Origin of the sequence: Planctomicrobium stercoris (assembly GCF_051465655.1) — a bacterium.
Lineage (GTDB): Bacteria > Planctomycetota > Planctomycetia > Planctomycetales > Planctomycetaceae > Planctomicrobium.
This window is the reverse complement of the sequence record NZ_CP195791.1, coordinates 5,219,895-5,243,672: the sequence shown is the minus strand read 5'-3', so window position 1 is coordinate 5,243,672 and position 23,778 is coordinate 5,219,895. Positions and strand designations below refer to the sequence as shown.

Below are 23,778 nucleotides of genomic sequence, written 5' to 3'. Positions count from 1 at the left end.
AAAGATGGTCGTCGAAAATCAATTATTTCAACCTGGGCCCGCCTTCGTGCAGTGGCTGGTGACCATGGTCGCCTGCATTGTGGTGGCCCTGCTGGTCGGTCTGGCTGGAGCTCTGAGCAGCTATGGCTCTGCCGGTCCCCGCATGGCGTTCTCCGCGGTAAGCCGAGGGATCAAAGACCTGATCTTTCTCTCGCCCAAACGCATTTACGCCATTGCCATTCTGACCTTCAAGGAAGCCGCCCGACGCAAGGCGTTCATGATCGGGTTCCTCTTTCTGCTGCTCTTCATGTTCGGGGGCTGGTTCCTCGGGAACACCGACCTGGAAAAACCGGCCAAGCCATACGTGATCTTCGTGATCACCTCGATGAACTTCCTGCTGATTCTGATGACCCTGCTGGTCGCCTGCTGGGGAATCCCCGCCGACATCAAAGCACGCTCGCTGCACACCGTGGTGACCAAGCCGGTCCGTCGCAGTGAAATCCTCCTTGGGAGAATGCTCGGATACGCCAGCGTGATCACTCTGGTGCTGCTCTGTACCTCGGTGGTCGGCTACTTCTGGATTCTGGGGAAGGTTCCTGAAAATGCTCAGAAACAGCTGATCGCCCGGGTTCCGTTCTACAGCACGAACCTGACATTCCTCGACCGAAACGGGGACAGTGCCCGCACCGGGATCAACGTGGGGGATATCTGGGAGTACCGCAGCTTCGTCGAAGGGGGAACCAAGGCCCGCGCACGCTGGACCTTTGAAAACCTCGATCTGGCCCAGCTCAGGAAGGCTGGCAAGCTGCGAATCGAACAGTCGTTCGAAGCGTTCCGAACTTACAAAGGGAACGTGAGGCAGCAGCTCCGTTACAATCTTGCGTTCTTCAATCCCGAAAAAAATCTGACTGTTCCCGTCGGAACATTTCAGGTGGAAGAGCACAACGTGAATGTGGATGCTGCCACCGTCGATATCCCTCTGGATCTGACGTACCGGGATACCTTTGACGTCGATGCCCCGGAAAAGACCGTCAATGTCATTGATGATCTGATGCATGACGGAAAGCTGGTCATGGAAGTGAGCGCCCTTGAGCCTCAGCAATACATCGGCGTGGCTCAGCATGACCTCTTCATCCGCCTGCCGGACAAAACGTTCCTCGCCACGTACGCCAAATCCTGTCTGGGGTTGTGGCTGCTGCTGATGCTGATTGTGATCATCGGAACTTCGAGCAGCTGCTTCGTGAAGGGGCCGGTCGCGACCATTCTGACCGGCAGTCTGATCTTTGTCGGCTTTGTCTTCCGTGGACAGATTGACAAGACACTGGGAGAATTGGCGAAGAACCAGGCTGTTCTGGGCGGTGGATCGTTTGAATCGGTCTATCGCCTGCTGACCCAGATGAATCAGCAGAGCCCGCTTCCGGACAACATGGGAACAGACGTCATCAAGTTTCTGGATCAGGGAGTTTTCGGCATGCTCCGCGTGGTGAATGCCCTGATTCCGGACCTGCAGTACTACAGCACCAGTGAATATCCCGCCAACGGATTCGACGTCCCCTGGGGGGCCATGCTGCTCCCCAGCCTGTTGATCACGCTGGCTTATCTGATTCCGATGGTTGTTCTTGGTTATTTCAGTCTTCAACTTCGGGAGCTTGAACACAAATGAACCGACTCACCGTTCAACAACGGAAAATGGTTTACGCAGGGACAGCCCTGCTGCTCCTGATTCCCATCATTCTACTCGGCGCTCCGGCGTCCAAGTCCTCCGGTGCGGGGGGAACTGCCCGCCGGTCGTACCTCGCCGAGTCACGAGACAAGCACGACCTGGGCGAAGCCAGCCTGGGAGACGTCGACCCCACCAGCGCCACGATGAACCTCGTGCTGCTGGGGATGCGCGGGGTTGCAGCCAGCGTGCTGTGGAATCAGGCCGACTACCTCAAAGAACGCAAGAAGTTCTCGGAACTCGCCGAAACCGTCGAGTCCATCATTCTGCTGCAGCCACACTTCAAGACCGTGTGGCGGTTCCAGGCATGGACCCTTGCCTACAACGTTTCTGCCGAGTGTGATGCGGTTGAAGACCGTTATTACTGGGTGAAGCGTGGGGCGAAGTTCCTTCAGCGAGGCGTCGCGCGGAATCGTCTCATTCCCGAACTTCCCTTTGACATGGGAACGTTCCTGGGAACGAAGATCGGTCTGGCGGACGAACACGAAGCCTATCAGGAATTTTTCCTGCACGATCCCGATGAACAGGTCTGGAACGGCGGCCCCGATGAAGAGATCAATCCGCAGGGGAAAGATCATTATCTCGTGGCACGCGACTGGTATTTGCGGGCCAATGAAGTGCTGGAACACAAGGGTGTTGAGCAGCACACAATGGACCTGGCGCTGTTTATCGCCTACCCGTACCGATCTCTGATGAGCTATGCCCAGAACCTGCAGAAGGCCGGGATCAAAGGGGATCGCGACAACATGACGCAGGCTCAGGTGGAAACTGCATTCCAGGAATGGTCCAAGCAGGTCCGTTCCGCCTGGGATCAGGCCTATGATGAATGGGTCAACATCTACGGCCGGCAGAAGTTCATGTCCGCTGGCTTCGGCATGCTGGTGCTTGAGAACGACGCTGCCGGTTTGAAGGAACTGGAAGAGCTCGGAAAGGCCGAAGGAGTTTCCTTCGAGCAGAAGAAGGAATGGCAGGATCGATATCGCAAGCTCACGTCCTATCCGTACTGGAAGATGCACTGCGATATCGAGAAGCGTGAAGCGATGACCAACGCCCGGTTCCATCTGGCTGAAGGTCGCCGCCTGTATCGCGAAGTCCAGGACTTTGAAGGAGCCCAGGAGAATCTCGAGAAAGGGCTGACCGAAATGCAGGAGGTCATGCTCGCCTACCGCATCAACGCAGAGCAGAACGTTCTGGTTTCGGACGAAGAAGAAATTGTCGAAGAATCGCTGAAGGCGATGCTCATCTGGCGGCAGGTGAAGGAGCTGCTCAATCAGCCTCTTCCGGAAAACTATCCGCTGAAGTTCCTCTGGGATGATCCAAGTCTGGAGCATCTCCGCGAGGAGCTGACCGTCCGCTTCCAGCACTGGAACGGAACGCTGTAAAAGAGGGAAAAGAGGAGAGGGGGCAGGGAAAAGTCCTGATCCCCTTCCTCTTGCCCACTTCCCTATCCCCTTTTCCTTCTTTCGGAAATCACCATGCAGCAGGTTGAAACAGCCCAGGCAGCAGGCGTTCTGGAACAGTTTGGGGCGGTGCTGGTGGCACTGGGGGGGCTGATTGTTGCACTGGTTCAGGCGATTCTGCCATGGACGCCGCTGCTGCTGTGGATTGCATTCTGGCTGCTGGCGGTGAACTGGAGAAAGCTGTACCCGGTTCTGTGGCAAGGAGGAATCTTCGGCGTAATTCTGATTGCGCTCATGGCGGTCATGGTCTGGGCAGCGGTCGCCGAGCCGGAAGGAGGTTCGCATCACCTCGCTGGTCTGGTTGTAGACAACTTCGCTGGAAAGTTCGTCTACGTCTCCGGTTTAACGGTGATCGCATTCCTCTGCGGAACCGTGCAGCTCTCGGGAGCATGCGGAGCCTGCTGCAACTTTGATGAAGAACTTGAACCGTCGGTTGAAGAATCACACGCTCACCATTGACCGGGCGTCAGTCATCTCGTTTTAGCACTTCGTTGAACACTCTTTCGTTTAGCCACACACTTCAAGTGTGTGGCTAAACTTATTTTCCGCAACACTGTTCACGCCCGGTCGAACGGAAACGCAATCACGTCCCGGACGGATCCAAGCCCCAGGCACCAGGCGGCGATTCGGTCGAATCCCAGTGCGACACCGGAGCATTCCGGCATCCCGTGCTCCATCGCCTGCAGCAGGCGGCTCTCTTCCGGCAGCGGCGCCTTTCCAAGTTGTTGTCGCAGCTTGTTCTGCCCCAGCATCCGCTTTCGAAGCTCATCGGCGTCCGTCAGTTCATGGTAGCCGTTGCAGATCTCCATTCCGTTCAGATAGAGCTCAAACCGTTCCGCTGCGGGCGGCTCCCCCGGACGGATCTTCGCCAGGGCTGCCTGGGTTGCCGGGAAGTCGTAAAGAAAGACCGCCTGCAGCTTCGTGAACTCTGGTTCGATCACTTCCGCCAGCAGAAGATTCAGCAGGCCATCGCGATCCGATTCGATTCCACTGGGGAGTGAAGTGATGAGTCGGGATGCAGCTGTGAAGAGTTCATCCAGACTCGACGCTGAGGGGGACACACCGGTGAATCGCAGAAACGCCTCCTCGTAGGAGAGACGGTGGAATCTGGCGGGAATCTCCGGCAGGTCCTTGACCCAGCGCTGTTCACCCGCGAAATCCCGCAGCAGGCAGACAAGCTTCTCCACGAAGTCCATCTGCGCATGATGATCGCAGTCCCGCTGATACCATTCGATCATGGTGAATTCGGGATTATGCCGCACACCGATTTCATCCTGGCGGAACACTCGGGCCACTTCAAACACCCGGTCCGCTCCTGCGCAGATCAGCCGTTTGAGTGCGAATTCCGGAGAGGTCTGAAGATAGCCCTGTTCTGCTTTTCCCCAGGTCACCCGAAACGGGTCCAGCCACAGGTCAATGCAGCAGTCCCGCGAAAGGATCGGGGTTTCGGCTTCCCAGTAGCCATGCCCGGTGAAGAAATTCCGCAGCGTCTGCAGCAAGCCCGCCCGATGCTGCAGGGTTGTCAGTAAAGCTGTCGGCAGAAACTCTGGGGAGGACATGCAGGATCAACGGAAGTCTGGTGGAAGGATCCCGGTCAGGAGACTTTGAAGACCTTTTCCATCCCCTTGCGGAGGTCGCGGAGACTGACCGGCTGCCGGAGCACGACCCCGCGTGGATGATGATTTTCAAATTGAGAAGCGATCTCGCTTTGGCCATCGCTGAGGACCATGGCGACAGCAACAGGCTGGCCATCCGTCAACTGCAGGGCCTGCTGGAAGTCATCCTGCACGCGGTCGCCGATGGCATCACCGAAGAAGACGACACCTTTAGGGGTCATCGACTTCAACCGGGACAATGCACGGTCCGCGTCCGGCAGCAGCAGAACCCGGTAGCCCTTCTTGGTGAAGTATTGCCGCAGCAGGTCCTGTCGATTGGGGCGATGCTCAACGCAGATCACGACCTGCGCATCCTGGGCGAGAGCGCCGCTTCCCGGGGGAGCGGCCACTTTCTGACCCAGGTCCTTCAGCGCGTTCTGAATCTCAGCAGCGACTTCTCCAGGGGTCTGGAAACGTTGTACCGGGTTCACCTGCAGCAACCGGGAGACCAGACGGGTGACCGGCAGCGGAAGAGTCGGATCGACAATGGCGACGGGGCGAATGTCTCGATACCGGCTGAAATCCTTGCGCTCATCACGATCACGTGTGCGCGGGTAAGGGAGTTCGCCGGTCAGAAGTTCGAAGAGGATGACTCCGAGGAAAAAGAGATCGCTGCGAGGGTCGTTCTTCGGGGCTCCGGTGTTCTTTTCCAGAGTCGAATACTCAAGTGCCTGGGCCAGATCCGGACTTCCGGTGCGGTTCAGGAAGGCGTCATCGGCAGCCAGCCCGAAGTCGATGAGCTTCGCCACTCCTTGGCTGCTCATCAGGACGTTCGTGCTCTTCATGTCACGATGCGTCACTCCGAGTGCCAGAGCCGCTTCCAGAGCCCGGGCAATATGCAGGCCGTACAGCAGAGCTTCTTCTGGAACGAGTTTCTTGCGGATCTTGAGGAAGTCCCGCAGATTGCCCCCTTCCACAAACTCCATGGTGAGGAAGTGATGTTTCCCGGATGTCCCCACTTCGAAAATCGGGACGATGTTGGGGTGCTTCAGACGTTTGCCGATTTCCCCTTCCCGCTGGAACAGCTGTACGGTATCGCGGTCGTTGGACCAGCGTTCGCGGAGCAGCTTCACGCCGATCATCTGACCATTGTCGATCCGGCAGGCCCGATAAACCCGGGCGAAGCTTCCCGAAGCGTTTTGATACAGCAGTTTGCAGCCCCCCAAGACCAGCATGTCCGATTCGCCCCGTTCGATCTTTTTGATCTGAAACGGGGTGAGAAGCTGCTGCTTTTCGAGGTGGTCGAGCAACTGGGCGGAACTGGCGGAGCGTCCCAGTTGACCCAGAACAGGCTGCAGATCGCCTGGCAGAAGGATCTTGCGATCGATCAGCATGCGGGTCAGTTGGTCAATCGACTGAGGGACGATCAATTCGCTCGACATCGCCGTCAGTGGGCTCCTACACGGAATGCGTTGATGAAGTCTGACTGAGTGGAAGCAGTTGAAATGCCAAACGTCATGAGAATGGGAAATTCACAGCTTCTGAACGACTCCTGAATTGACGGTGTTTTGTGACCGGTCAACCAGGAGGCGGGGCCCACCGTTCATTGTCGCCAATTTGAGATTGACGTGTCACTCCCATTGCCAAAAATCAATGCGAAATTGATATCCCCCTCAAATGCCCCGGTGATCTTCGTGACGATTGTCACATCCCGACCCCAAAGTTCCATGCGGACTGATCAGGTCAGCACGCCGCTTTCAGAATGCCACTCCTGCAGGGACTTCACCTGCGGAGCGGGATGATTCGAAAGGTATTCAATTGCCTGGACCATGGCGTTGCATCCGGGGAGCGTCGTGACGCACGGAACGCCGTAAGAGACCGCGGTCGCCCGGATCCGCCCCTCTTCAGTTCGGCTCCCCTTGCCGCTGGGGGTGTTGAAGATGAACTGTACATCTCCGTTCACCATGTAGTCGATCAGGTTCGGGCGCCCTTCCTGAACCTTCTTGACTGTCTCGACTTCAATGCCGGCGTCGCTGAGCACCTTGGCCGTTCCGACTGTAGAAATCAGCTTGAAGCCGAGTTGCTGCAGCTTGCGGGCCGGCTCGATCATCGCCTTTTTGTGTGCCCCGGACATGCTGATGAAGACCGTGCCGGTGTGCGGGAAATCGACTCCCGCACCGATCTGGCTCTTGGCGAAGGCGGCAGGGAAATCGTTGTCGATCCCCATGACTTCCCCGGTCGACCGCATTTCCGGTCCGAGGATGATGTCCACTCCCGAGAATCGGGCAAAGGGGAACACGCTCTCTTTGACCGAGACGTGCTTCGGCCAGATTTCCTGAGTGTGTCCCTGCTGTCGCAGAGAGACCCCCGCCATGATCTTCGCAGCCATGGCAGCCAGTGAAACTCCGATCGCCTTTGAAACGAACGGAGAAGTTCGCGAAGCCCGGGGATTCACTTCCAGCACGTAAACGTCATAGCCGACGCCGTGGTCCGTTTCCGTCTTCTTTACCGCGTACTGGATATTCATCAGGCCCCGCACCTGCAGAGCGGCTGCGAGGGCGTAAGTCGCGGTCTTGATTTCGTCGATCACCGACTGCGGCAGCGAGTACGGCGGCAACGCACAGGCAGAGTCTCCGCTGTGAACGCCGGCCTCTTCAATGTGTTCCATGACGCCGCCGACGAGAGTGGTCTCGCCGTCGCTGATGGCGTCGACGTCCACTTCAATGGCGTCCTGCAGGAACTTGTCGATCAGCACCGGGTGATCCGGCGATGCGTCGACCGCCTCGGTCATATAGCGAATCAACTGCGATTCATCGTGGCAGATTTCCATGGCACGACCGCCCAGCACATAACTCGGGCGGACGAGCACCGGGTAGCCAATCTGATTGGCCCGGCTGCGAGCCCCTTCACTGTCGGTCGCCAAACCATTGGGGGGCTGGCGGAGATTCAGACGTTCGAGAATCGCCTGGAATCGTTCGCGGTCTTCAGCGGCATCGATCATGTCCGGGCTGGTCCCGATGATCGGAACCCCGGCTGCTTCCAGTCCGCGTGCCAGGTTCAAAGGAGTTTGACCGCCGAACTGTACGATGACCCCGTAGGGCTTGATCCGGTCGCAGATGTTCAGCACATCTTCCGTCGTCAGCGGTTCGAAGAACAGCAGGTCTGAAGTGTCATAGTCGGTCGAAACCGTTTCCGGGTTCGAATTGACCATAACGCTTTCGATGCCCAGTTCCCGCATGGCGAACGAAGCATGGCAGCAGCAGTAATCGAACTCGATCCCCTGACCGATCCGGTTCGGTCCGCCCCCCAGAATCATGATCCGTTTGCGGTCGCTGGGGGGAGGAGTTTCGTCCTCCTGTTCATAGGTGCTGTAGTAATACGGCGTGTACGCCTCGAACTCGGCGGCGCAGGTATCGACCTGTTTGAACGTGGCGACAATTCCCAGCTTCTTCCGGTAGGAGCGCACGTCCATTTCGGTGGAGTTCCACCAGCCGGCCAGCTGCTTGTCGGAAAATCCGTTCCGCTTCGCCTTACGGAGGAGATCTGCTCCGACGTCCTCGAGCTTTTTGATCGCGCAGATCTCGTCCTCAATGGCAATGAGATCGCGGATCTGACGCAGGAACCACGGGTCAATTCCGGTCAGTCCCTGGATTTCCTCGACGGTAAAGCCAGACTTCAATGCGTAGCGGATGTAAAAAATTCGTTCCGCATTGGGGATCGAGAGCTTGCTGCGGATCGCTTCAATGCCCGGACGCTGGGGTGTGGCCCACAGGTCTTTCTTGCCTCCGCCCAATCCGAAGTGGCCGATTTCCAGCCCGCGAACCGCTTTCTGCAGCGACTCCCGGAACGTTCGTCCGATGGCCATGGTCTCGCCGACGGATTTCATCTGCACGGTGAGAGTCGGGTCGGCGTCCGGAAACTTTTCGAAGGTCCAGCGGGGGAACTTCGTGACGACATAATCGATCGTCGGTTCGAAGCAGGCGAGCGTCTCGCGTGTGATGTCGTTGGGGATTTCATCCAGTCGATAGCCGACCGCCAGTTTCGCAGCGATCTTGGCAATCGGGAACCCGGTTGCTTTCGAAGCCAGTGCACTGGAGCGACTGACGCGCGGGTTCATTTCGATCACGACCATGCGGCCGTTCTGGGGATTCACTGCGAACTGAACGTTCGAACCGCCGGTTTCGACGCCGATTTCTCGAATACAGGCGAACGTTGCATCACGCATCCGCTGATATTCTTTGTCGGTCAGCGTCTGAATCGGGGCACAGGTGATGGAGTCCCCGGTGTGAACTCCCATGGCGTCGAAGTTTTCGATGGAGCAGATGATGACGCAGTTGTCCGCGCCATCCCGCATCACTTCCATCTCGTACTCTTTCCACCCCAGCACCGATTCTTCCAGCAGAACTTCGCTGACGGGAGAGAGCTTCAGACCATCGCGGACCCGGTCTTCGAACTCCTCCTTGTTGTAAGCAATCCCGCCTCCCTGGCCGCCCATGGTGTAACTGGGGCGGATGATGATGGGGAGTCCGATTTCCCGCAGGGCGGATCGGGCTTCCTGCATGTTGTGAACCACGAAGGATCGCGGAACATCCAGGCCGATCTTGAGCATCGCTTCCTTGAAGGACTCACGCCCTTCCGCCTTGGCGATCACTTCCGCCTTGGCACCGATCATCTCGATTCCGAGCTGGTCGAGGATACCCCGCCGGTGCAGGTCCATGGCGGTGTTGAGTGCCGTCTGGCCCCCGAGAGTCGGCAGCAGGGCGTCCGGCTTTTCCCGTTCGAGGATCTTGGCGACGTACTGCCAGGTGATCGGCTCGATATAAGTCCGGTCCGCTGTCTGCGGATCGGTCATGATCGTTGCGGGGTTGGAATTAACGAGAACGACCTCGTAACCCTCGTCCCGGAGTGCCTTGCAGGCCTGCGTTCCTGAATAGTCGAACTCGCAGGCTTGGCCGATCACAATGGGACCGGAGCCGATAATCAAAATCTTCCGCAGATCATCGCGTCTTGGCACTGTATCCTAAACCCTTCCTGAAACGCAGCTTCCGCTGTCTGACTGACGGTGTCACCGAATTTGAACCGGATTGGTCCCATTCAGCTCACACATCGAACACGGTCTGCGCGTACCCCCATCGCCCCACGCCGGCACGGCGCAAATTTCTCCAAAGCTATCAAGCTGGGAGTGGGATTCAAGGCAGCGGGCAGAAAAGAGTCTCCGGCAGGGGACATTTGAGAAAATTGAACCTCACTCTGCCCAGCCGGGTCGGTGTAGTGATTCCACAGACTCCGGCTGATCTGTTGATGGATCGGAGATGAAAATTGAGGCCGCACTCGGAGGGTGCGGCGTACGGTGATCGCCCCCCGAAGGCTGCAGCCAATGTACCTCGCACTCTCCGAGTGCGAGAATTGACGTCATTTCAGAAAAAGCCGAAATCGGCGACCAATCCACCCGGCCGGTCGTCGTTTCTGGTTGCTGTTCAATTCGATGTCGAACAGTCAGAATTGCAGCGATCAGCTGAAGCAGCAATGAATTGCAGCGAACGGCAGGACGGCCGGCAGCTGACAGCGAGAACACTTCGGAGTCGATTGCAGATGCTTCACATTATGCGTGTCAGTGTTTGTCTGCTGATGGTGATTGGAATCATCGCTGAAGCGTATTCTGACGACGTTTCTCAACAATCAGTTGCCACCGTCAACGGAAAAGCAATCTCATCCGAACAGCTGCAATTGCAGTTCTTTCTGGATCAGCTTCCAGAAGACTCGTCCGCAGAAACCCGCCAGCAACTGATCGAACAGCTGGTGAACCGTGAGTTGATCAGGCAGTTTCTGGCGAGCCGCAAGATTTCTGCCGATCCAGCAAAGCTCGACCATCAGGTGTCGGTTGTCGAAAAGTTGATCGCCACCCGCAATGGCCAGCTTGATGATGTGCTGGGACGACTGCATCTGACTCCCGCGAGTCTGCGGGAAGTGCTGGCGCTGCCGCTGGCATGGGATGCGTATGTCCGGTCGACGGTGACGGATCAGCAGATTCGCGATGAGTGGAAAGCCCGGCGAGCTCAGCTGGATGGAACCCGTGTCCGTGCTTCACAGATTGTGAGGCTCGTGCCGCCCGACGGCAAAGAGGCCGATTGGACCGCAGCTCAAGACCTGCTGAAAAATCTTCGAGAGCAGATTGTCTCGGGAAAGATCTCATTTGCGGATGCTGCCAGGGCGGAATCGCAAAGTCCCTCGGGAAAACGGGGGGGAGAGCTGGGAGAATTCGAATATCGCGGCCGTGTGGATGAATCGATCAGCAGCGTCGCCTTCGCCACTCCGGCCGGTCAGGTCAGCGAGCCGTTCCGGACTCGTTTTGGCGTGCATCTGGTCGAAACGCAGGAGGTTATTCCCGGTCAACTCAGCCTGGAAGATGCCCGCGAAGAAATTCTCTCAGAGCTGGGAAAGAAGCTGTGGGACAAGCAGGTGGCCGAACTGCGGGAACGAGCCAAAATCCAGCTCCAGCCGGTTGGGGAGTGAGGGGCCGGGGGATTTGAATCAGTGAGGATTTGAACCACGGAAAAGACGGAAATGCACGGAATTGGCGAAGAGGGAGAGGTAGTTCAACCGCGAATCTCGCGAATAGAGCGAATGAATTGACGAATGGCACGCGACCGGGGGCAGGCCATTCATGCGGATGTGAACACTCACGCGACTAAGTCGCTTCAAATTCAACACTCATTGAATTTCATTCGCTGGATTCGCTCAATTCGCGATTAAACCTCTTCTTCCCCAATTCCATGCTTTTCCGTGCCTTCCGTGGTGAAAAATTCCCGAACCTTTCCAATTTCGCGGTTCGCCCATCCTGGATGGAGAGCCGGGCATGCTGAAAGTTTGGAATTCTCTTCCGGTTCAGTGCAAACAGGGCGTCGGGGCTTTATTCTTAGACGTTTCCTTCCCGCAGACTGCCTGGTTTCATGGTCGACAATCTCCCCCTCAAAACGCTGACGCATAAAGATCTGACGATCGAAGGGTACTCCCGCGCTGCGGTTCAGAGTTACTGGCGAATTCCCGAGCTGAAGGTTGGCTTCGACATGGGGGGGAGTCCCTGGTCGTTCATGGGGACGCAGACGTTCTTCATCACGCACGCGCATCTGGATCACATGGCGGCACTTCCTGCGTATGTGGCCCGTCGCCGGATGATGAAAATGTCCCCGCCGACGATCTACGTTCCGGCAGCTGTCGCGGAGTCGGTGGAAAAGATGTTGCGTGCCTGGCAGCGACTCGATCGAGGGAGGATGCTGTGCGAACTCATTCCCGCCAGTGCGGGTGAGGAATTCGAGATTTCGCGTGAACACGTGGTGACGACATTTCAGACCACACATACGGTTCCCTCGCTGGGCTATGTGGTCTGGGAGCGACGCAAGAAACTCAAGCCGGAATATCAGACTCTTTCCGGCGACCAGATCCGTGATTTGCGGCGGAGCGGAGTTGATGTCAGCGCGGAAATCCGCATACCCTTGGTCTGTTATACGGGTGATACATCACCTGCGGGGCTGGATGCCTGTGCCGCTGCCTACGAAGCCCGCGTCCTGATTACGGAGACGACGTTCTTCCGGCCGGAACACCGCAAAGAAAAGATCCATAAGTTCGGGCATATTCACCTGGACGACATCGTCGCCCGGGCGGACCGATTTCAGAACGAATTGATCGTGTTGTCGCATTTCAGCACGCGATACCATGAAGACCAGATTCGCAAAGCTGTGATGAAACGCCTGCCGGAATGCATCCGCAATCGCGTGGAGTTGTGGCTGTAGAGAAGTTTTCAGAGTTCAGTTTTCAGTAGTCAGTGAAAAATCGAGGACGCGATGACCCAACGTATTTTCAATTTCTCGGCCGGACCAGCTGTTCTGCCAGTGGAAGTCCTGGAAGAAGCCCGCGAAAACATGCTGTCGCTGGGAGAAACCGGCATCGGCGTCATGGAGCATTCCCATCGCGGCAAGGCGTTCATCGGAGTGCTGGCCCAGACCGAAGCGGACTGCCGGAAACTCGCGAACATCTCCGACGATTACCGCATTCTCTTCCTTCAAGGGGGAGCCTCGTCGCAGTTCTTCACCATTCCGATGAACTTCCTCACTCCGGCCGATACCGCTGACTATCTGGTCACCGGCAGCTGGTCCCAGAAGGCGGTCGAGCAGGCTGTCCGCTTCGGCAAGGTGCATGAAGCCGCCAGCAGCAAGGATCGCAATTTTTCGTACATTCCTTCCAAGGCCAGCTACTCCGAGAAACCGGCGTATATTCATTTCACCTCGAATAACACCATCTTCGGGACTCAGTTCGCCAAGGAGCCGGACGTTCCCGCCGGCAGCACTCTGATCTGCGATGCCAGCAGCGACATCTTTTCCCGCCCGATCGATGTTTCGAAGTACGGGATGATCTATGCCGGTGCTCAGAAGAATCTGGGGCCTTCGGGCGTGACGCTCGTGATCATTCACAATGATCTGGTCAAACGGGGCAAGCTCGATCTGCCGGAAATGCTGCAGTACCGCACGCACGCGGAGAACGACTCCTGCTACAACACCTGTCCGACCTTCGGCATCTACTTCATGGGCCTGGTCTTCAAGTGGATTCTCAAGCAGGGTGGACTGGAAGCAATCGGCAAGGCCAACGAAGAGAAGGCTGCTGTTCTGTACGATTACCTGCAGACAAGCCAGATGTTCAGGCCGACCGCCGATGCGGACAGCCGTTCGCTGATGAACGTCACGTTTGTCACAGGACAGGATGAGCTTGATGCGAAGTTCATCAAGGCTTCCCAGCAGGCAGGCTTTGATGGCCTCAAAGGGCATCGCAGCGTCGGCGGAATGCGGGCGAGCATTTACAATGCATTCCCGAAAGCCGGTTGCGAAGAACTGGTGAAATTCATGAAGGATTTCGAGAAGCAGAACGGCTGAAAGTTGGGATGTGAAGATTTTCGTTTAGCCGCGCACTTCAGGTGCGCGGCTAAACGGCGGTTTATCAACAAGGATCATTCCCGTGAGCGACCAACTCGAGACGCTGGTTTCCGAAGCAAAGCGAAAACTGGATGAGCAGACCGTTCGCACGGTTCAGCTTCATTTTCATCCGGAGCTGGGGGCACCGTTCTGGCTGGAGCAGGCCAAGTCCTACGACTTCAACCCGCTGACGGATATCAACTGCTTCGAAGACCTGAAGAAGTTTCCGCTTTTCGAAGATGAGTGGCTGCGGGGCGGCCCGGTGACCAAGTTTCTCCCGCAGAAGTGGAAGGACGAATACAAGTACACTTTCGAAACTGGCGGGACGACGGGAATCCCGAAGTCACGCTGTGTCGTCAATGATCACTGGATTGACTACGAAGAGTTTTCGAAGACGCTGCCGGATGAATCGTTCCCGCGCGGGTCGAACTGGCTCATGCTCGGACCGAGCGGGCCGCGGCGATTGCGTTTGGCTGTTGAACATCTCTGCCAGTTCCGGGGCGGGATCTGCTTCTGCGTTGACCTCGATCCCCGCTGGGTCGTTAAACTGATCAAGAAAGGGGATGTCGAAGGGGCGAAAGCCTACGCTGCTCACGTCATCGATCAGGCCTATACGATTCTGACTGCCGGTCACGACATCCAGTGCATGTTCGCGACCCCCAAGCTCCTGGAAGCCCTGGCGCTACGTCTGATGGACGAAGGGACCAGCATCTCCGAAATCGGGATCAAGGGAATCTTCGCGGGGGGAACAGAGTTCACGCCGCAGTGGTTCCGGTTCTGCAAGGAGGAACTGCTGGGGGATGATGTCTACATCACTCCGACATACGGTAACACGCTGATGGGACTGGCCTGTGGAAAGCCGTTCGATCCTGCCGACAACTACAAGATCACCTATCACGCTCCACAGCCCCGCGCTGCCATTGAAGTGGTCGATTTCGACGACTACTCGAAGGTCGTCGATTACGGCCAGACAGGCCGGGTGAAGCTGTACACGCTGACCGATGAACTCTTCGTGCCCGGCTTCATGGAGCGGGATGAAGGGGAACGCGAAAAGCCGCACCCGAAATATCCCTGGGACGGCATCAGCGGCACCCGCCCCTTCCACGTCTTCGCGAAGACAACCACCGTCGGGGTGTATTAGGACGGTTGCGATTGAGGAAGGATTTGAACCACGGAATGCACGGAACGCACGGAAGAAGGAGTTTTAACCGCGAATCTCGCGAATAAGGCGAATAAGTGAGACACATTTAAAGTGTTTCACTCTGTCATGTGTCGCCTATTGTCTCATCAGCAGGAATCAGCAAACCGTATTTGCCATATTCGTTTGATTCGCGGTTTGTTCTTCTTCCGTGAGTTCCGTGCATTCCGTGGTTCAAAAACTCATTGGTGAAGTCCTCGCAATCACCTCTGCGGAGGAAGTTCGACCCAGTTGTTGAAGGTGGCAGCTTGGCCAGCGAGGTGGCCTTCGTCGTCCAGCAGATTCCAGACGAATGCCTGATCGATGCGGAATCGTTTCCCCGTGCTGCTGATGCGAATTCCGGAGTAGTCGTCGACGTAGCCGTCACGTGTCGTGCGCTCCATCAGTCTGGCCCGTTCATCGCGGTGCATCGGCTCGGCCGTTAAACGTGAGGGCATCTGCAACAGCGTGGCAGCATCCATTTCCCAGAGTCGAAGTGCGATGGCATTGCCATAGTTCAATACGGGGTCGGCCTGAGTTCCGTGGGAGAGAACGACGAAGGGGGCTTCGTAAAGCGCCCGGGCCTGCTCCTCTTCAGAGCCAATTCGAGGAATCAGCTCCTCCCCCAGCCAGTGACGATAGGAACGCAGGATCAGCTGCGTTTGTGCCAGCCAATTGTGTTCGAGCCAGGGGGCGGTTGTGTTCATGGCGGGAGTTCCTCGTGATTTCGGTATGGAACTGCCAGTCTAAAGACATTCGGGGGGCAGCTCGAAGAATCACCGCCTCGAAAGAGTGGTCGCGTGGAAGGCGGTCGCGTGGAAGGTGGGTGGGTGATCCCCTAGAATACTTGCTTCGGGCAATTCTCGCGTTCCGCGAAATCCAACTGACAGGACTTCCATTATGAATCCCGATCTTGTGCGTGCACTGGAAGAGGAATGCGAAACAGCGATCGCCGAAGTCCTGCAACGCTATCAGATTGCGGGAGTGACGGATCAGGTGCTGCACCTGATGTCGAAGGCAGCTGTTGCCGTTCTGGAAGCAGCTGAATGCACAGCGAGTCAATCCGCAGGACGTCGCAGGTGAATGATGCGTCCCTGGGTGCTGCTGATCGATAATTACGACAGTTTCGTCTTCAATCTTGCGCGCTATTTCGAAGAGTTGGGGGTGACCGCCGTCGTCCGCCGGAACGATGAGGTGACCGTGGCTGAAATTGCGTGGCTGGCTCCGGGGGCTGTGGTGCTTTCACCGGGGCCGTGTACGCCAAATGAAGCTGGGATCTGCCTGGATGTGGTGAAGGAACTCGGGAGCCGGATTCCGATTCTGGGGGTGTGCCTGGGACATCAGGCGATCGGTGCAGCGTGCGGAGGGGACGTCGTCCGGGCCCATGAACCAGTTCACGGACGGACCTCCATGATTGAACATGGTGGGAGGGGGATCTTTGCCGGCTGTGAAAATCCGTTTCGGGTGACCCGCTATCACTCGCTGGTGGTCGATTCTGCCACGCTTCCCGATTGTTTGAGCGTCACAGCCCGGACACGCGATGGAACCATCATGGCCCTTCAGCACCGGGAGTGGCCTGTGTACGGCGTTCAGTTTCATCCGGAATCCATTCTCACAAAGCAGGGGCATCAGCTTCTGCGAAATTTCCTGAAGCTGGCTGGGATCCCGGTTCTGGATTTCCTCCCGCAGGGAGACCTTCCCGTCGAGGATGGAGCGGATGATGACTTCTATCGGCGTGCGATTGATCCTGCGGTTTTTCGGCCTCTCTGACAGGACATCGATCCGCAACCTGGTGGGGTTTGATGGCGATTCAGCGTGGTCACGATCATCTGATAACTCGTGATTTTACGCCACTTTTTAGAAAATACGGGATCGCATTTCGCTCCGAACGGTTGACCGCACCCTTTGGAGAGAGTGGAATGGACATCTCAGATCACATTCCTTGGATTGGAGAATTTGATGAAATCACTCGTCGCGTGGGTCATGGCACTCTCGCTGTTCTCGCAGCTGGCCGGGGCCGCTGAGCCGAAAGTGACGCTGGTTCAGGGGCAAAAGTCCGTGAAAGTGTTGATCGGCGACGATGTCTTCACGGTCTTCTACTACGGCGAAGATCGAAACAAGCCGTTTTTTCAGCCGGTCACTGGCCCGGGTGGATATGAGCTGCTGAAGGAAGCGGTCGCGAAGGCGAAGCCAGATTCCGTGGGACGAAAGGTGTTCGTGGCCAGCGAGACAGCCACGTTGAGCGGAGGGACCGGGGGGCCGGTCGATGTTCACTACGGGGATGTTCTGGAGGTCAGCAAAGTTGACGGGGACCGTCTGTGGATTGACGAAAAGCAGGGCTGGATTGCCCGGACGGAAGTTGCTCCGATGGCAGCTGTCGTCACCCGGTTGATCAACGATGAAAAGGGGCCATCGATCGACAAGTATTCCGGCGACAAGTACGACCACCCCCATCACAAGGGAATCTGGTTTTCGGTCGACGAGATCAACGAACACCGACACTGGATGGAAGGAAGTCCCGTCAAAACTCAGAGCGTCAAAATCGTTGAAACCAAGGGCGGAGTTCCGGCAATTCAGTTTGAAAATCTCTGGTTGGACAAAGATGGTCAGCCGCTGTTGCTGGAGACGACGGTCGCTTCATTCCGGCCCGAACGTCTGCTGACGTACGAAACCGTTCTGACCCCGGCCCGGAAAGAGATACATATCGGAGACACGAAGGAGGGATTCTTTGCCATCCGGCTGGCGGGGACAATGCGGGAAGATGCCAAAGGAGGTCCGGTCACGAACGCAGATGGCTTGAAGGGGACGGCCGAAGCCTGGGGAAAGACGTCAGCGTGGGTGAACTATGATGGTCCGGTTGACGGTCATGTGTTCGGCGTGACTCTGATGGACGGTGCCCAGAATCCCTGGCCCTCTCGATATCACGTGCGCGGCTACGGGCTGTTCGCCATCAATCCGTTTGGGGACGGGGCTTACACCGAAGGGACGGAGAAGAAAGCGAAGCATTCACGCACCCTGAAGAAAGGGGAATCCCTGAGCTTCAAGTACGGAGCGTGGATTCACGGGCCGAATGTGACCCCGGAGCAGATCCACGCCGAATACGCCCGCTTCTGATCGGGCGAAGCGGACTTCTCGGTCACGCGCTCTAGCCATGGACTGCCGGGCACATTAGTCTGGGCAGGATCGCCGATTCTGTGGAATTCGCGCGACGTTTTGAAATCAGCCGATCTGCTGCTCGCTTCGGGCGGGCAGCCGGTCGGTCTTCTGAGATCGTCAGAATCCATGGCCAGACGCTACGTAGTCCGATACGGTTCCACCCGTCAGATCGCGGAGTTCTCCACCAAAGGGGGAGAGGACTACCCGCGCGAGGCGCAGGTGATCGTCCGGAGCAATCGCGGGACGGAATGGGGCGAAGTGCTCTGCGAAGCGACCGATCGAACCCGCCAGTATCTGGGCCGCGTCGATGCGACCGGTCGCATTCTCCGGGAAGCAACTCCCGAAGATGAACGTCTCCGGGACAATCTTTGGCACCGCGAACAGGAGATTTTTCTCGGTTGCCAGCGGATTGCCGGCGAACAGCTTCTCGCCATGCAGGTGGTCGATATTGAACACCTGTTCGGTGGCGAGAAGATCATCGTGTATTATCTCTCGGAAATCCGGATCGACTTCCGCGAGCTGGTCAAAGCTCTGGCCAAGGAATTTCAGGTCCGCATCGAAATGCGTCAGATCGGCATCCGTGACGAGGCCAAACTTCTTGCGGACTACGGGGACTGCGGAAAGCCGACCTGCTGCAATACGCATCTGACCGAAATGCCCCCCGTCTCGATGAAGATGGCCAAGATGCAAAAGGCGTCGCTGGATCCGAACAAGATTTCCGGGCGGTGCGGTCGTCTGAAATGCTGCCTGCGGTATGAGTACGACACTTACGAAGAATATCGGCGAGAGCTCCCCAAAGTCGGCAAAATGGTGGTGACTAAACAAGGGCAGGGGAAGGTTCTCGCTCAGGAGATACTGGCCCAGAAAGTGCTCGTTGGCTTCGAAGATAACCGCCGTCTAATGATAGACGCGGCTGATGTGATCACTGTCATTGGCGGAAAGGGTGGTCCCGAAGCCAAACCGTCACGGGGCGACCGGGATGGTGACGATTTAGAAGAATGATGGAAGAGAGATCTTTCCCTGCAGGGGGTTTGCGGTCTATGATTTCAGGGTGAGGAGAACCTGGAGAATTGCTCCTCAAGAACACCGAACGCGGTCAATCAAGCGGAGCGACGCGATGAGTGCCACACGCCAGACGGCTGCCCCGCGACAGAAGTTTCACGGCGACGCCTACCGATTTGTTTTCGAAGCTCTGCACCACACCCAGCAGAAGCTCAAACGTCCCTCTACCGGCGACGTTGACGATGATCGTGCGCACATTACCGGCCCCGAACTCCTGTATGGAATTCGTGACCTGGCTTTGGAGCGTTACGGCCTTCTCAGCAAGAACGTGTTTCAGCACTGGGGCATCAAAGGGACTGCGGACTTCGGCCGGATCGTTTTCGAACTGATCGAGCGCGGCGAAATGCGGAAGACGGACCGTGATCAGCTCAGCGACTTCATCGATGTCTATGACTTCGATGACGCACTCGATCGCGATTACAAGATCGACATCGCGAAAGCGCTCTGACCTTCGGAAGCCGTTCAGCGACGACCTTGATCCGGCGTCGCTGAGCCTGCAAGCACTCGCCCCGCCGACATGACTTCAACCGTTGCCACTCCCGCCGGCGAAACGCAGGGCAAGCTGTCCGCGAGGCCGTCGCCAAAATACCTCTGGCTGGCAGTGGGGATCGTTGTTGTCTGGGTAGGTCTGGTCGCCGTTCTTGCCTGGCTGACAGCCAACCCCGTCACGTTGAACCGTCAGCAGATTCGGGACTCGCTGGTTGTCGTCGAAGGGCAGATGGTCATCGATCGGACCAATAACCCGGTTCGCTATCTGATTGAACCTGTGTCGGAGGGGCCTTGGCCGTTTCCGAGTCGCGACCCGATCGAAGTTTCCAACCTCCCGGAGACGGGGGCAACGCAGGGGAAGTCTTACTTCTTCCCGCTCGCAAAACATCATGGCAGGGTGCCGGCTCCGGGTGAGTACATTGTGACCCCCACCCGGCTTCCGAATGCTGCTCCTCTGGTCTACCCGGCGACCGAAGACGCCCGTCAGCAGCTCAAGCAGATTCTCAGCGAGAAGGGCGATGCAGACGCTCTGCGGCCCAGATTGCCAGCTGTTCGCGATTGATCTTCACGTTGTGCCGCGTATCGACCGGCAGGCTGTGGTGAAAGAGAATTTCGTTGATCGCTTCCGTCAGCGGGTTGGCACGGGCAAGCGCGAGCAATTCGGAGCGGAGTTGAGCTGCCGAATGTTCTGACTTTGGAAACTCACCCGCTTCCGGTTCCGCGACGATCACCGGCTGCTGATTGGGCTTCGAACCGACCCCCACCAGGGCACAGCGGTAGATCCGGGGATGTTCATTGAAAATCGCTTCGCAGCAGACCGAGAACATTTTTCGCCCGGCGGTTTCGACGATATGGGCCTTCCGACCGCAGAACCAGAGTTCGCCTTGCGGAGTGAGCGAGCCGACATCTCCGATTCGATGCCAGAATGCGTCGCCATCGGGAATCTTCGCAAGGGCAGTCGCTTCTGGCCGCTGATAATATTCGCGGGTCACGGAGGGGCCGCTGGCGATGATCTCTCCAATTTCACCCGCGGGTAGTTCTTTCACTTCTGACAAATGCCGGACCGGCCCGTCGGTGATCTCGATGATTTTCACCCGCACTCCGGGGAACGGACGGCCGACGCAGGTTCCTTTTCCGGTTCGGGTCAGAGGGGCGGTTCGCTGCAGCACGTCACTGGCGGAAATGGAACTGACCGGCAGGCTTTCGGTCGCACCGTAAGGAGTGAACAGGTCTGCACCGGGGCGTGTGAGAATCTTGCTCATCCGTTCGAGAACGTGAACGGGGACCGGCCCGCCGGCAGAGAGTGCCCGTTTCAGTGTCGGCAGTGTGATGTTGTGTTCCGTGCAGAATCGTCCGACCCGGTTCCAGAATGCGGGTGATCCGAATGCCTGGGTGACGGTCTGATCGTTAATGGCCTCGATGATTTTTTTCGGATCGACCTGTGCAGGCCGGGTCGGATCCATGTCCGGAATGACGGTCGTCACTCCCATGGCGGCATTGAAGAGGCCGAAGAGGGGGAACCCGGGGAGATCCACGTCCCCCGGCTGGATCCCGTAAAAGTCCCGGATCAGGTCGACCTGGGCATCGAACATTCCATGTTCGTAGAGCACCCCTTTGGGGGCCCCGGTACTACCGCTGGTGAAGATCACTGCAGCGGCATCCCGGCTTTGTGACTGCACGGGGACAAACCCGTCGGTCTGTGACTGCACGAGCTGTCGATACGTCGCCAGCGTCCCGGGAAGTCTCGGTCCCACGCAGATATTGAAGCGCGTCCTCCGCAGCTCCCGTCCGGAGAAGAGTCGAATCAGATGGACCGCCGGGATGGCGACAAAGCCGTCCGGTTTCACTTCCTTCAGGCAGTTGAAAATGTTCCGACGTCCCATCCCGGGATCGATGAGTACAACAATCGCTCCTGCCTTAAACAGGGCGAACGTGAGGGAGATCATCTCGATCCCGAACGGCGCAAACAGCACCAGTTTCATGCCCGGGATCAGTCCCCGTTGCCGAAGTCCCGCAGCGATCCGGGTCGACTCTTCATCGAGCTGGGCGAACGTCATTTCCCGATAGCGGACTCGTCCCTGTGCGTCTCTCCCCTGTGGAGCAACGATCGCCCGCTGCTGGGCGTATTTGCGGGCCATCTCTGTCAGGCGGAGAGCAATGTTCATGACGAAATTTCAGGAGGGCCCGGCGCTTTGGCGTCCGGTTTGCTTTGAACTCAGTGAGGATCCGGAACTGATTTCTTACAGAAAATGTGGAGTTTGTCATGTCCACGGACCGCTTTTCGCCTGATGATCGCTCAATTGTCTCGGAATTGACCAGTCAACCGGATGTGGAGTCTGAGTTTCCACATCCCGGGAAGTCGCTGTGGAAGAAATTCTCCAGAGCGTTTCACCAGTTCTCCAAGTTTGCTTCGCGGTTCACCGGCCATCCGCTCGCCTTCTGTCTGGCAGCATTTGTCGTCCTGCTCTGGATGGTGACCGGACCGTTGTTCGGGTATAGCGACACCTGGCAACTGGTCATTAATACCGGAACGACGATCGTCACATTTCTGATGGTCTTTCTGATTCAGAACACACAGAACCGGGATATCGCTGCCACGCAGATCAAACTCGATGAACTGATCCGTGCGATTTCCGGAGCTCACAATGCTCTCCTGGATCTTGAAGAGCTCGAGGAAGAAGAGCTGGAAGAGATGCGGTCTCGTTACGAACAGCTTGCCGAGGAGTCACGGAGTTTGCTGCGGAAGGGGAAATCGGATTGCGATTGCGTTGAAGTGGCACATGATCAGTCTCACGTCCACAAGAAGCCGCATTCATGACGATGACGCGGGAACTTGGTTTTTTGGACAGCTCTCAGTTCACGAATTCGATATTGGCTTCGGAGACTTGATCAGCGATCAGGCTGCCGATGTTCAGCGAGGCCGTTGCTGCCGGCGATGGGGCGTTCCCCACGTGAATCAAACGGCCGGATCGCTGAATGACGAAATCGTCGACGAGGGCACCATCTTTTCCCAGTGCCTGAGCCCGGACGCCTGCAGGGGCTGCCACCAGATGTTCGCTGCGAATGGCGGGAACAAGTCGTTGCAGCGCGGTGACGAAGGCGGTCTTGTTCCACGATCGCCACATCTCGTCCAGTCCCATTCTCCAGTGCTTTGCAGCCATCTTTCGAAATCCGGGATAGCCCAGCGTTCCCAGCAGGTCACGCAGGTTGACGTCCCCTTTGCGGTATCCGTTGCGAGCCAGTGCCAGCACGGCGTTCGGACCGCATTCGACACTGCCGTCGATCATGCGTGTGAAATGCACTCCCAGAAACGGGAAGCGCGGATCGGGGACTGGATAGATCAGGGCGCGGCACAGGTGCTCGGCTTCCGGCTTCAGCTGATAGAACTCACCACGGAACGGAACCACTTGAGCCTTCGGCTGCTCCCCGGAGAGTTTGATCAACCGGTCTTCCCAGAGTCCTCCGCAGGTGATCAACGTTCTGGCCCGGATCTCGTCACGCGAGGTGATCACGACGACGTCCGATGACTCCTGATGAATTCCCCGGACCTCGGTGTCCAGCTGAATTTCATGACCGGATGATCGCAACAGCTCTGCCAGTTTCTCGCAGACCTGCCGGTAATCGACGATCCCTGCTTCCGGAACGTGAATCGCTGCAATACCCGCAGCATACGGTTCCAGCTCATGCAGTCGTTCGGCGGAAATCAGTTCACACGCGACGCCGTTTGCCCGGCCCCGTTCGAAAATCGTCTGCAGCTGCGGGAGTTCGCTTTCATCGACAGCGACAATGACTTTCCCGCAGATCGAGAATGAGACGCCATGTTCCCGGCAGAAGGCTTCCATCGCCAGCTTCCCCTGCCGGCAGTTGAGAGCTTTCAGGGATCCGGGGCGATAGTAAATTCCGCTGTGCAGAACGCCGGAATTGTGGCCGCTTTGATGGGCTGCGACATGCGATTCCTTTTCGAGAATCAACAGACGGGCCTGGGGAAAACGACCCGCCAGCTGCCAGGCTGTCGCCAGTCCGACGATCCCTCCACCAACGATCGCGATGTCACAGGATTTCAAAGGTCTTTCCTTGTTACGGCCGGAATCATTTGACGGAGCGCACGTCATGCGGTCAACTGTGCAGCCAGATTGAGAGCTTTGAATCGAAGAACGTGATTGAATGCCGGGAGGGC

General features: G+C 57.3%; 20 protein-coding genes. 14 read left to right on the top strand and 6 right to left on the bottom strand.

Going from position 1 to position 23,778, the window contains the following annotated elements; all coding sequences use genetic code 11:
• Positions 1-4 precede the first annotated feature (4 nt).
• The 3 genes from SH661x_RS21170 to SH661x_RS21160 all read left to right on the top strand — a co-directional run bounded on the left by SH661x_RS21170 (position 5) and on the right by SH661x_RS21160 (position 3,618).
• Complete coding sequence (locus tag SH661x_RS21170) at positions 5-1,642, top strand: ABC transporter permease (RefSeq protein WP_437225780.1); 1,638 nt, start codon at positions 5-7, stop codon at positions 1,640-1,642.
• A complete protein-coding gene (locus SH661x_RS21165) occupies positions 1,639-3,081 on the top strand; it encodes a hypothetical protein (RefSeq protein WP_437225778.1) in 1,443 nt (480 codons plus the stop codon). Before SH661x_RS21170 ends, SH661x_RS21165 begins: the two co-directional genes overlap by 4 nt.
• A 93-nt stretch (positions 3,082-3,174) precedes the next feature.
• On the top strand, positions 3,175-3,618 hold the full coding sequence (locus SH661x_RS21160) for a hypothetical protein (RefSeq protein WP_437225776.1): 444 nt from the start codon (positions 3,175-3,177) through the stop codon (positions 3,616-3,618).
• A 98-nt stretch (positions 3,619-3,716) separates the two neighbouring features.
• Here the strand turns inward: SH661x_RS21160 and epmA are convergent, their stop codons facing one another.
• The 3 genes from epmA to carB form a co-directional block, all read right to left on the bottom strand.
• Complete coding sequence (gene epmA, locus SH661x_RS21155) at positions 3,717-4,718, bottom strand: EF-P lysine aminoacylase EpmA (RefSeq protein WP_437225774.1); 1,002 nt, start codon at positions 4,716-4,718, stop codon at positions 3,717-3,719.
• Between the two features lie 35 nt (positions 4,719-4,753).
• Positions 4,754-6,196: a serine/threonine-protein kinase gene (locus SH661x_RS21150; RefSeq protein ID WP_437225772.1), complete on the bottom strand. Its 1,443-nt coding sequence runs from the start codon at positions 6,194-6,196 to the stop codon at positions 4,754-4,756.
• Positions 6,197-6,492: 296 nt separating this feature from the next.
• The gene (gene carB, locus SH661x_RS21145; protein ID WP_437225770.1) at positions 6,493-9,768 is read right to left on the bottom strand and encodes a carbamoyl-phosphate synthase large subunit; all 3,276 of its coding nucleotides are present in this window, start codon (positions 9,766-9,768) and stop codon (positions 6,493-6,495) included.
• A 578-nt stretch (positions 9,769-10,346) separates the two neighbouring features.
• Between carB and SH661x_RS21140 the strand changes: the two genes are divergently transcribed.
• The 4 genes from SH661x_RS21140 to SH661x_RS21125 all read left to right on the top strand — a co-directional run bounded on the left by SH661x_RS21140 (position 10,347) and on the right by SH661x_RS21125 (position 14,858).
• The gene (locus tag SH661x_RS21140; protein ID WP_437225769.1) at positions 10,347-11,267 is read left to right on the top strand and encodes a foldase protein PrsA; all 921 of its coding nucleotides are present in this window, start codon (positions 10,347-10,349) and stop codon (positions 11,265-11,267) included.
• A 437-nt stretch (positions 11,268-11,704) separates the two neighbouring features.
• Positions 11,705-12,544, top strand: coding sequence for an MBL fold metallo-hydrolase (locus tag SH661x_RS21135; protein ID WP_437225767.1), 840 nt, complete (start codon positions 11,705-11,707; stop codon positions 12,542-12,544).
• Between the two features lie 51 nt (positions 12,545-12,595).
• Positions 12,596-13,678: a 3-phosphoserine/phosphohydroxythreonine transaminase gene (gene serC, locus SH661x_RS21130; RefSeq protein WP_437225765.1), complete on the top strand. Its 1,083-nt coding sequence runs from the start codon at positions 12,596-12,598 to the stop codon at positions 13,676-13,678.
• A gap of 76 nt (positions 13,679-13,754) precedes the next feature.
• Entirely contained in the window at positions 13,755-14,858 is a 1,104-nt protein-coding gene (locus SH661x_RS21125) for a hypothetical protein (RefSeq protein WP_437231231.1), read from the top strand.
• A gap of 260 nt (positions 14,859-15,118) precedes the next feature.
• On the opposite strand, the gene SH661x_RS21120 is transcribed toward SH661x_RS21125, so the two are convergent.
• The gene (locus tag SH661x_RS21120) at positions 15,119-15,601 is read right to left on the bottom strand and encodes an MEKHLA domain-containing protein (protein WP_437225763.1); all 483 of its coding nucleotides are present in this window, start codon (positions 15,599-15,601) and stop codon (positions 15,119-15,121) included.
• A gap of 193 nt (positions 15,602-15,794) precedes the next feature.
• On the opposite strand from SH661x_RS21120, the gene SH661x_RS21115 reads away from it, so the two are divergent.
• From SH661x_RS21115 to SH661x_RS21090, 6 genes are all read left to right on the top strand, one after another.
• Positions 15,795-15,977, top strand: a complete 183-nt coding sequence (locus tag SH661x_RS21115; RefSeq protein WP_437225761.1) for a hypothetical protein — start codon at positions 15,795-15,797, stop codon at positions 15,975-15,977.
• A 3-nt stretch (positions 15,978-15,980) separates the two neighbouring features.
• On the top strand, positions 15,981-16,664 hold the full coding sequence (locus SH661x_RS21110; protein ID WP_437231230.1) for an anthranilate synthase component II: 684 nt from the start codon (positions 15,981-15,983) through the stop codon (positions 16,662-16,664).
• A gap of 189 nt (positions 16,665-16,853) precedes the next feature.
• Positions 16,854-18,008 (top strand): PmoA family protein, encoded by a 1,155-nt coding sequence (locus tag SH661x_RS21105; RefSeq protein WP_437225759.1) that lies wholly within the window; start codon positions 16,854-16,856, stop codon positions 18,006-18,008.
• Positions 18,009-18,107: 99 nt separating this feature from the next.
• Complete coding sequence (locus SH661x_RS21100; protein WP_437225757.1) at positions 18,108-19,052, top strand: PSP1 domain-containing protein; 945 nt, start codon at positions 18,108-18,110, stop codon at positions 19,050-19,052.
• A 115-nt stretch (positions 19,053-19,167) separates the two neighbouring features.
• Complete coding sequence (locus SH661x_RS21095; protein WP_437225755.1) at positions 19,168-19,560, top strand: Minf_1886 family protein; 393 nt, start codon at positions 19,168-19,170, stop codon at positions 19,558-19,560.
• 69 nt (positions 19,561-19,629) lie between these two features.
• Positions 19,630-20,163, top strand: a complete 534-nt coding sequence (locus SH661x_RS21090) for a hypothetical protein (protein ID WP_437225753.1) — start codon at positions 19,630-19,632, stop codon at positions 20,161-20,163.
• On the opposite strand, the gene SH661x_RS21085 is transcribed toward SH661x_RS21090, so the two are convergent.
• A complete protein-coding gene (locus SH661x_RS21085) occupies positions 20,105-21,766 on the bottom strand; it encodes a fatty acid CoA ligase family protein (RefSeq protein ID WP_437225751.1) in 1,662 nt (553 codons plus the stop codon). The two genes, SH661x_RS21090 and SH661x_RS21085, sit on opposite strands and share 59 nt — an antisense overlap.
• A 98-nt stretch (positions 21,767-21,864) precedes the next feature.
• Between SH661x_RS21085 and SH661x_RS21080 the strand changes: the two genes are divergently transcribed.
• Entirely contained in the window at positions 21,865-22,419 is a 555-nt protein-coding gene (locus tag SH661x_RS21080) for a low affinity iron permease family protein (RefSeq protein WP_437225749.1), read from the top strand.
• Positions 22,420-22,453: 34 nt separating this feature from the next.
• Here SH661x_RS21080 and lhgO read toward each other — a convergent pair whose 3' ends face one another.
• Positions 22,454-23,665, bottom strand: a complete 1,212-nt coding sequence (gene lhgO, locus SH661x_RS21075; RefSeq protein WP_437225747.1) for an L-2-hydroxyglutarate oxidase — start codon at positions 23,663-23,665, stop codon at positions 22,454-22,456.
• Between the last annotated feature and the right edge of the window lie 113 nt (positions 23,666-23,778).

Coding starts and splice junctions, on each gene's coding strand:
- SH661x_RS21170 (WP_437225780.1), top strand. CDS start 5: ATGGTCGTCGAAAATCAATTATTTCAACCTGGGCCCGCCTTCGTGCAG.
- SH661x_RS21165 (WP_437225778.1), top strand. CDS start 1,639: ATGAACCGACTCACCGTTCAACAACGGAAAATGGTTTACGCAGGGACA.
- SH661x_RS21160 (WP_437225776.1), top strand. CDS start 3,175: ATGCAGCAGGTTGAAACAGCCCAGGCAGCAGGCGTTCTGGAACAGTTT.
- epmA (WP_437225774.1), bottom strand. CDS start 4,718: ATGTCCTCCCCAGAGTTTCTGCCGACAGCTTTACTGACAACCCTGCAG.
- SH661x_RS21150 (WP_437225772.1), bottom strand. CDS start 6,196: ATGTCGAGCGAATTGATCGTCCCTCAGTCGATTGACCAACTGACCCGC.
- SH661x_RS21140 (WP_437225769.1), top strand. CDS start 10,347: ATGCTTCACATTATGCGTGTCAGTGTTTGTCTGCTGATGGTGATTGGA.
- SH661x_RS21135 (WP_437225767.1), top strand. CDS start 11,705: ATGGTCGACAATCTCCCCCTCAAAACGCTGACGCATAAAGATCTGACG.
- serC (WP_437225765.1), top strand. CDS start 12,596: ATGACCCAACGTATTTTCAATTTCTCGGCCGGACCAGCTGTTCTGCCA.
- SH661x_RS21120 (WP_437225763.1), bottom strand. CDS start 15,601: ATGAACACAACCGCCCCCTGGCTCGAACACAATTGGCTGGCACAAACG.
- SH661x_RS21115 (WP_437225761.1), top strand. CDS start 15,795: ATGAATCCCGATCTTGTGCGTGCACTGGAAGAGGAATGCGAAACAGCG.
- SH661x_RS21110 (WP_437231230.1), top strand. CDS start 15,981: ATGCGTCCCTGGGTGCTGCTGATCGATAATTACGACAGTTTCGTCTTC.
- SH661x_RS21105 (WP_437225759.1), top strand. CDS start 16,854: ATGAAATCACTCGTCGCGTGGGTCATGGCACTCTCGCTGTTCTCGCAG.
- SH661x_RS21095 (WP_437225755.1), top strand. CDS start 19,168: ATGAGTGCCACACGCCAGACGGCTGCCCCGCGACAGAAGTTTCACGGC.
- SH661x_RS21090 (WP_437225753.1), top strand. CDS start 19,630: ATGACTTCAACCGTTGCCACTCCCGCCGGCGAAACGCAGGGCAAGCTG.
- SH661x_RS21085 (WP_437225751.1), bottom strand. CDS start 21,766: ATGAACATTGCTCTCCGCCTGACAGAGATGGCCCGCAAATACGCCCAG.
- SH661x_RS21080 (WP_437225749.1), top strand. CDS start 21,865: ATGTCCACGGACCGCTTTTCGCCTGATGATCGCTCAATTGTCTCGGAA.